The 8,143-nt window shown below is 70.0% G+C and carries 6 protein-coding genes and 1 riboswitch; of the genes, 3 read left to right on the top strand and 3 right to left on the bottom strand.

The genetic code is table 11. The features are described from left to right. Positions 1-176: 176 nt before the first annotated feature. The 3 genes from AB0M28_RS31160 to AB0M28_RS31150 all read left to right on the top strand — a co-directional run bounded on the left by AB0M28_RS31160 (position 177) and on the right by AB0M28_RS31150 (position 3,983). A complete protein-coding gene (locus tag AB0M28_RS31160) occupies positions 177-1,247 on the top strand; it encodes a PP2C family protein-serine/threonine phosphatase (protein ID WP_365412460.1) in 1,071 nt (356 codons plus the stop codon). 215 nt (positions 1,248-1,462) lie between these two features. After that, a riboswitch (cyclic di-AMP (ydaO/yuaA leader) is annotated at positions 1,463-1,649 on the top strand. A gap of 11 nt (positions 1,650-1,660) precedes the next feature. Beyond that, positions 1,661-2,749, top strand: a complete 1,089-nt coding sequence (locus AB0M28_RS31155) for a M23 family metallopeptidase (protein WP_365412458.1) — start codon at positions 1,661-1,663, stop codon at positions 2,747-2,749. A 280-nt stretch (positions 2,750-3,029) separates the two neighbouring features. Next, a complete protein-coding gene (locus AB0M28_RS31150) occupies positions 3,030-3,983 on the top strand; it encodes an aldo/keto reductase (RefSeq protein ID WP_365412456.1) in 954 nt (317 codons plus the stop codon). Positions 3,984-4,009: 26 nt separating this feature from the next. Here the strand turns inward: AB0M28_RS31150 and AB0M28_RS31145 are convergent, their stop codons facing one another. The 3 genes from AB0M28_RS31145 to AB0M28_RS31135 form a co-directional block, all read right to left on the bottom strand. Continuing rightward, positions 4,010-4,252, bottom strand: coding sequence for a hypothetical protein (locus tag AB0M28_RS31145; protein ID WP_365412454.1), 243 nt, complete (start codon positions 4,250-4,252; stop codon positions 4,010-4,012). Between the two features lie 6 nt (positions 4,253-4,258). After that, positions 4,259-4,738, bottom strand: a complete 480-nt coding sequence (locus tag AB0M28_RS31140) for a hypothetical protein (protein ID WP_365412452.1) — start codon at positions 4,736-4,738, stop codon at positions 4,259-4,261. Positions 4,739-4,925: 187 nt separating this feature from the next. Then, positions 4,926-8,081: a DUF3427 domain-containing protein gene (locus AB0M28_RS31135; protein WP_365412450.1), complete on the bottom strand. Its 3,156-nt coding sequence runs from the start codon at positions 8,079-8,081 to the stop codon at positions 4,926-4,928. Positions 8,082-8,143: the final 62 nt, after the last annotated feature.

Raw genomic sequence — 8,143 nt, 5'->3', positions numbered from 1 at the left:
AGCCCACGGACCAAGCCCAGCCCACGGACCAAGCCCAGCCCACGGACCAAGCCCACCCCCCCGACCAAACCCACCCCACCGACGAGGCACCCCCACCCGACCCACCCCCCTCCGCGGCGCAGCCGCCGAGGCGCCGCCGGTCCCTCCACCGCCCCGCCCTCAGACGCCCCCGCCTGATGGCGATCCTTCCCTGGGCGATGATCATCTTCGGCTGCGTCTTCTACTGGTACACCCCGGAAGGCCTCACCTCCTCCCCCTTCTTCGAGCCCGCCCCTCTGATCGCGGCCCCGTTCCTCGGCCTCTGGGCGACGGTGGCCGTCGCCGTGGCCGCCCTCCTGGCCAACGTCGTCCTCGAAGTCGCCAACGGCACCGCCGACAAACCCGAGTCGATCATCGAGATGACCACCCAACTCGTCGTCGGCGTCATCGCCGTCTGCATCAACGTCCTCGTCCGCCGCGCCACCCGCCGCCTGGCGACCGCCCGCGTCGTGGCGGAGACCGCCCAGCGCGCCGTACTGCCCACCCCCGAGCACCGCATCGGCGGCCTGCAGGTCGCCGCCCGCTACCAGGCCGCGGACGCCGACGCCCGGATCGGCGGCGACATGTACGCCGTCCAGGACACCCCGCACGGCGTCCGTCTGATCACCGGCGACGTCCGCGGCAAGGGACTGGACGCCGTCGAGGCGGTCGCCGTGGTCATCGGCGCGTTCCGCGAGGCGGCGGAACAGGAGCGGCGCCTGGACGGAGTGGCCGCCCGGCTGGAGCACGCGCTGGCCCGGGAGGGCGTACGGAGGCGGGGGCTGGACCAGTTCGAGGGCTTCACCACCGCCGTACTCGCGGAGATCACCCCCGACGGCGAGCGGCTGCGCCTGGTGAACCGGGGCCATCCGGCCCCCGTGGTCCTGCTGGCCGACGGCGCCGTCCTGGTCTGCGAGCCGTCCACACCCTCCCTCCCCCTCGGCATGGGCGATCTGGGGGAGTGGCCGGACGAGACGCTGGAGCTGAACCTCCCCGCCGGCGCGACACTCGTCCTCTTCACCGACGGCGTGACGGAGGCCCGGGACGGGAAGGGCCGCTTCTACGATCTGGCGGACCGCCTGCACGGCCGGATCTTCAGCAGCCCCGAGTCGCTGCTCGACGGGATCATCGAGGACGTGTCCCGCCACACGGGCGGCAGGACGGCCGACGACATGGCCCTGATCGCCATCGGCCGTGACCCGCACCACGCCCCTGTCCACACTGCGTAATCAACTGACCCCCCTCTGCATAACGACTGACGCACCGTCAGCCCGAGACCGTAATCAAATCTCAACCCAACTTGTCCGATTCCGCCATGGCCTGCCCGTTTAAGTCCTCGCCAAAGGTGCAAGCCAAGGGCCTGAACGACTTGGAATCACCGGGGTTTCTCCACTAGCGTTCGATAACGCAGCGCGGTCGTCACTGCCGTCGCAAGAGACGGCACCGTGCGCCGACGCCGAATCCTGGAAGTGCAGCACCGGCAACACCAGCAACACCTGCGGCACCAAGGGAACCGGGGAACCAACCACCTTGGGGTGAATCGGGCGGACCTCCCACCGGAGGAAAACCCGTAGGAGACCTTCCTGCTCCGAACCCGTCAGCTAACCCGGTAGGCGAGAAGGAAGGAAAGGAGTACGCCTCCGTGGCGTCAAACAGGCCCGGCCCGGGCGCGTCGTACGACGATTACGTGTACGACGGCGAGAGTTACGAGGAAACCGGCTCCTGGGCACGCGAGGAGTGGGCACCCGGCCAGGACGATCTCCGTCCGACCCGCGGCCGGCGACGAGCCCCCAAGCAGACCCGCGGCAGCGTCGCCCGCAGCGGCGCGGTTCTCGGTGTCGGCGTCTTCGCGGCGGTCGGCGCCAGCAGCATGGCGCAGGCCCAGTCCAAGCCCCCCGTGGCGATATCCATGCCGGAGCCGGTCGCGGACGTCGCGCACGGCATATCCAGCAGCCTTCCGGAGGCGGAGTCCCTTCCGGGCGTCGGCTCCCTGTTCTCGGACGAGGACGACGCACCCGAGACCACCACCACGACCACCACGCCGCTCGTCCAGACCGGACTGGCCACCGACGACGGCGAGCAGACCACGGCCGACACCGGCGAGGCGCTCCGCGCCCGCATCCTGGAGCAGGCCGCGCAGCAGCAGGCCGAGGCCGACGCCGCCGAACTCGCGGCGCTGGAGCAGGCCGCGGCGGAGAAGGCGGCCGAAGAGGCCGCCCAGGCCAAGGCGGACGCCGAGGCCGAGGCGAAGCGCCTGGAGGAAGAGGCCCGCAAGAAGGCCGAGGAGGAGGCCCGCCAGAAGGCGGAGGCCGAGCGCCTGGCCAAGCTGGCGGCGAGCTACATAGCCCCGCTCTCCTCGTACACGATCACCTCCACGTTCGGCCAGGCCGGCGACATGTGGTCCAGCGGTTACCACACGGGCCTGGACTTCGCCGCCTCGACCGGCACCCCCGTCTACGCCGTGCACGGCGGCACCATCACCAGCGCCGGCTGGGCGGGTTCGTACGGCTACCAGATCATCGTCACCCTCGATGACGGCACCGAGGTCTGGTACAACCACCTGTCGTCGATCCTCAAGTCGTCGGGCGAGGTGACGACGGGCGACATGATCGGCCGCGTCGGCGCCACCGGCAACGTCACGGGCCCGCACCTGCACCTCGAGGTGCGCCCCGACGGCGGCTCCCCGATCGACCCGATGACCTGGCTCCGCAACCACGGCGCCACGGTCTGACCTGACCCGGCCGGGACCCCGCCCGCCGGGGTCCCGCCCACGGGCACTGCCCGCCGGGCCCTCCCACCCTCACGCCAACCAAGCACGCCCCGAACGCCGCCTTCCCCCGGCGTCCACAGGCGTGCCCCCGATCGCCGGCGGCCCTGGTGGCCTACCCCCCGACACCAGGGCCGCTCGGCATGTCCGCGCTCAGTCCGATGGACTACGAGGCGCGGGAAGCGGGTTCACCGGACCGCGGCCGAGGCGGAACATCCCGCTCCACGAGATCGTTGCCGCCTACATGACCTCTGCATCCACCACGCCCCACCGCCGGATAGGCGCCCTCTCCGTCTTCCCGCTCAACCTGGGCGGCAACGTCTTCGGCTGGACGGCGGACGAGACGGAATCGTTCAAGGTCCTGGACGCCTACGCGGCGGCCGGCGGCAACTTCGTCGACACGGCAGACGCGTACTCCGCCTGGGTCCCGGGCAACGAGGGCGGCGAATCGGAGACGATCCTGGGCCGCTGGATGGAATCGCGGGGCAACCGCGACGAGATGGTGATCGCGACGAAGGTGGGCGCACACCCGGCCCGCAAGGGCCTGTCGGCGGCGAACATCAAGGCGGCCGCGGAGGACTCACTCCGCCGCCTGAACACGGACCACATCGACCTCTACTACACGCACTTCGACGACGAGTCGATCGAGATCCCGGAGATCATCACGGCGTTGGACGACCTGGTCCGAGCCGGCAAGGTCCGCGAGATCGCGGCGTCGAACCTCACCCCGGACCGCCTCCGGGCCTCCCTGACCTTCAGCGAAACGGAGGGCCTGGCCCGCTACAGCGCCCTGCAGCCCCACTACAGCCTGATGTCACGGGACACGTACGAGGGCGAGCGCCAGTCCCTGGCACAGGAGTACGACCTGGCGGTCCTGCCGTACTACAGCCTGGCCTCAGGCTTCCTGACGGGCAAATACCGCGACGAGGCAGAGGTGGACAGCCCTCGCGCCGCAGGCGCCGCCAAGCACCTCACGACGGACCGCGGCCGCCGCGTCCTGTCCACCCTGGACACCATCGCCGCCGCCCACAACACCGAGGTGGCCTCGGTGGCCCTGGCCTGGCTCCTCGCCCAGCCCACCATCACAGCCCCGATAGCGTCGGCCCGCACGGTGGCCCAACTCCCCGCACTCCTGGCGGCAACGGAGCTGCGCCTGACAGAGGCCGAGGTCACGGCCCTGACGGAGGCGTCGGCGTAACCCTCCCCGCGGAGGGGCGAGCCGGCTCAACGACCGGCTCGCCCCCGCCGGGTCCAGTACGCCAGGACTACGCACCCGGCTGCCGCCACGGCGAGTGTGATCCGGCTGTAAGCGGCATCGGACCAGCCGCCCACCCAGCTCTGCGGCAGCAGCGAGAGCACCACGGGCACCGCGAATGCCGCGACCGTGAGCGCGACCAGGAACACCAGGCCCCACCGAAGTGCCTGATGGCCTCGCGCGGTGAGGATCCGCCGCCCCATGCTGCTCACCCATTCCTACTTGACGATGTTGTGGCACTGCACGGCCCGGACCTTGTTCCCCGCGAAGAAGGCGGCGCAGGCCTTGCCGTAGTGCTTCAACGTCTTCCTGGTCTTGTCGATACGGCCGATGGAGGTCAAGCCTCCGCACGAGTGGTGCATCGGCCCCTTGCTCGTCCGATAGGTGCGACCCGCGGTGTCGGCGTACCGCCAGTCGATCCGCCAGTTGCACCACTTGCCGCCCGCCGTGTCGCCGCCCAGGGTGTCCTGCACCGACGCTTCTTCCCTGGTGATCGTGCGCCCTGATCCCTTGATGGAGTGCCCGAGGGTGGTTGTAGGCAGGCAGAGGTTGTGCCCACCGGCCTCGTAGCAGAACTTGTCGACCTTGGCGTACCCCACGGCGCTCGCCTCCGCGGGGGTGGCGAAGGCCAACGCGGTGGCCAAGCTGGCGGAAGCGGCCACGAATCCCCGCGCGAGCGAGCCGTACCTGTGCATCATGTTCCTCCTCCGAGCGCTGCCCTCACGCCGACCGCGAGTCACTCGCGGCTGGACATGCCCGAAGGCCCGCCCAGCAAGCACGTGGTGACGGGACGGTCACACAGAGGCACTCGTGCGAGTGGTGAAGAAGGGTTCCTGTCTCAGCCGCGTCTCAGACCGCGCCCGCAGCGTCCGGGGGCGTGGACGGCTAACCGGCGGCGATCGCCGAGTAGGACCAGACGTCCGCGGGGAGTTGGTGCTTGAGGTGCCAGGTGATCGCCATGGGGCGGCTGCCCGTGTGGCCGGTGTAGGTGGCGGGGCCCAGGAACATCCAGGGCTGGGGGCCGCCGATGTCCGTCTTCTTGTAGCGGCGGACGAATGGCAGGACGTGCGTGCCCGACGCGGCGTGGGTTCGGTAGCGCTTGCCCGTCGCGGAGGTCTCCGCCGTCCGGTTCTGGGATTCCCAGTGGAAGAGACTCTCGTTGAGGGCGTAGTCGTGATAGCGAGTCTGCGGGGAGAAGTCCTTCTCGTCCTTCTCGAGGGTGATGAGGAGGGCATCGGCGCTGATTCCCTCACACCAGCGCACCCCTTCCTGGAAGTTGCCCGGCAGAAGGCCGCCGTTCAGATGCGCCTCACCCAGGGCGGCGAGGATCTCCTCCCTGCTGTACGAGCAGTGGATCCGCAGGGGGATGCCTCCCAGGTCGCCGAGCAGGGGGATCGGCAGATGGTCCGCGTCGCCGATCGCATGGGCCAGCACCTGCCGGGCCTCTGAGCGGAAGGCGGTCAGCGGACTAACGGTGTCGAAGCCCTCCTGGTAGGAGGCGAAGCCGCCGCCCGTGGGCCAGAGGGTGAAGAAGAGCATCCGGGCACGACGGCGGTCCTCCGGGCTCAGGTCGTCGTAGGAGGGCGCGGCGTCCGAGAGCAGCAGGGCGTAGAGGTCCGCACGGTCGCGGTCGTCGACATGCAGGAGCGCAGGCATCCGCTTGAGCAGCGCCCCCTCCGTATCCGGAGCCGGCTCGCGGAGGATGCCGGCCTTCCGCAGCAGTCCCGTCCACGAGCGGCCCGCGCGATAGATCTCCTTGATGTCCCGGCCGCTCTCGCGCAGGTAGTCCGCCAGCGCGGGTTCGGCGTAGGCCGCGATCTCCTGGGCGAGCTGTCTCGCGTTCACGCCGAGCTGGCTGCGGATGTTCTCCAGCACCCGCTCCTTCGCCTTCGGCTCCAGCACGATCTGGCAACCGGAGGGGAGCTGGGGGAAGTCCTGCTCGATGCTTTCGCGGAGACGGCGGCGGGTGAGATTCGTGAGGGCACGGAACTGGTTCTCGAAGCGGAACTCCTTGCAGTGCATGCCGATGAAGTCGAGAACGGTGAGGACGGCCTTGTCCTCCGTCCTGCGCAGTCCACGGCCGAGCTGCTGGAGGAACACCGTGGCGCTCTGTGTCGGCCGGAGAAGGAGCAGCGTGTCCACGTTCGGGATGTCGAGCCCCTCGTTGAGCAGGTCGACGGAGAACACCACCTGGATGTCGCCCTGCTTCAAGGCGTGCAGGGCGTGCCGGCGTTCCGTCTCCGGCGTACTCCCCGAGAGGGCCACGGCCGCGAAGCCCGCGCTCCGGAAGTACCCGGCCATGAACTCCGCGTGGGCGACCGAGACGCAGAAACCCAGCGCCCGCATGCCCGCAGGGTCGCTGATCTTGTCCTTCACCGCGCGCACGACCAGCAGGGCCCGGGCCGTGTCGCCCGTCAGCACGTTGCTCAGCGCCGTCTCGTCGTACGAGCCGCGCGACCAGGCGACCGACCGGAGGTCGGCGGTGTCGGAGACGCCGAAGTAGTGGAAGGGGCTGAGGAGGTCGTTCTCCAGGGCCTCCCACAGACGCATCTCCGCCGCGATCCGGCCGTCGAAGAACTCGTCCTGGATGCTCCGCCCGTCCATACGCTCCGGCGTGGCCGTGAGCCCCAGGAGCTCGCGCGGCTGGAAGTGGTCGACGACCCGGCGGTACGTGGCCGCTGTCCCATGGTGGAACTCGTCGATGACGACGACCTCGAAACGGTCCCGCTCGTAACGGTCCAGCGGCTGCGAGTTGAGGGACTGGACGCTGGCGAACACATGGGTGCCGTGCACGGGGACGGCGCCCCCGACATGCTGCTCACCGAAGTCGGCGTCCTGCAGAACCTCCCGGTAGGTACGCAGCGACTGGTCGAGGATCTCCCGGCGGTGGGCGACGAACAGCAGCCGAAGCCTGCGTCCGTGCTCGGTGCACAGGTTCCTGTAGTCGAGCGCCGCCATCACGGTCTTCCCTGTTCCCGTCGCCGCCACCAGGAGGTTGCGGTGCCGGTCGCGGACCTTGCGCTCGGTCTCAAGCCTCTCGAGCATGTCGCGCTGGTGCGGATACGGCCGTACCTCCAGGCCGGAGAGTGAGATCACCCGGGAGCCGTCGGCGCTCGCGGAAGGCCCGCTGCGGGCCTTCCGGAGGGCCTCGGCGAGCCGCTGCCGCTGCACCTCGTCGTCCGGGTCGTACGTCTCGAACGCGGGCTCGCTCCAGTAGGCGTCGAAGGTCGCCTCGAACTTCCGCAGAGCGGCCGGCGTTGCGACCGACGACAGGCGGACGTTCCACTCCAGACCGTCCAGGAGGGCGGCCCGGGAGAGGTTGGAGCTGCCCACGTACGCCGTGTCGTATCCGCTCCTGCGCCGGAACAGCCACGCCTTGGCGTGCAGCCTGGTCGAGCGGAGCTCGTAGTTGACCTTCACCTCGGCGCCGAAGTCGCGGACGAGGCGGTCCAGGGCGCCCTGCTCGGTCGCTCCCAGATACGTGGTGGTGATGACCCGGAGGGCGACCCCGCGCTCGCGGGACTGCTTCAGTCGCTGCTCCAGAACCCGCAGGCCCGTCCATTTGACGAAGGCGCACAGGAGGTCGACCCGGTCGGCGGTGGCGAGCTCGGCCCGGAGCTCCGAGCCCAGGCTCGGGTCGTCGGGTGCGTTGGTCAGGAGCGCCGATTCGGACAGCGGGATGGAGGGCCGGTTCAGCGCGTAGACGCCGGGTGCCGTGGGCTCGAAGAGGGCGTGCAGCTGCCGCGGGCCGTCGGCCACCTGCTCGATCCACTGCTTCGCGTCCTCCAGGCTGCTCAGGGCGTCGAGGATCTGGTTGACCATCCGGACGCGCTTCTCCGCGGGGGAGGACTGGAGAAGGTCACGGACGGCGGCGCCGATGTGCGCGGCGAGTACGTGGGGAGTGGACTCCGCGCCGACCGTGTCCCGGACCACGTGCCAGCCCCCGGCCTCGAGCTGGGTGATGCGCGCTTCCAGACGCGTCGTGATCAGCTTCTCGTAGATCCCCGCCTGAAGGTCCGGCGCGGCGATATCCCCGTTCACATGCCCCCCACTGCCGACGTGCTGCGGTGTGGGTGAAGTACAGCACGGGGCACTGACAGGCG

It is taken from the genome of Streptomyces sp. NPDC051940 (assembly GCF_040680895.1).
GTDB lineage: Bacteria > Actinomycetota > Actinomycetes > Streptomycetales > Streptomycetaceae > Streptomyces.
Note: the sequence above shows the minus strand (reverse complement) of the source record. Positions and strands in the feature narration are given on the sequence as shown.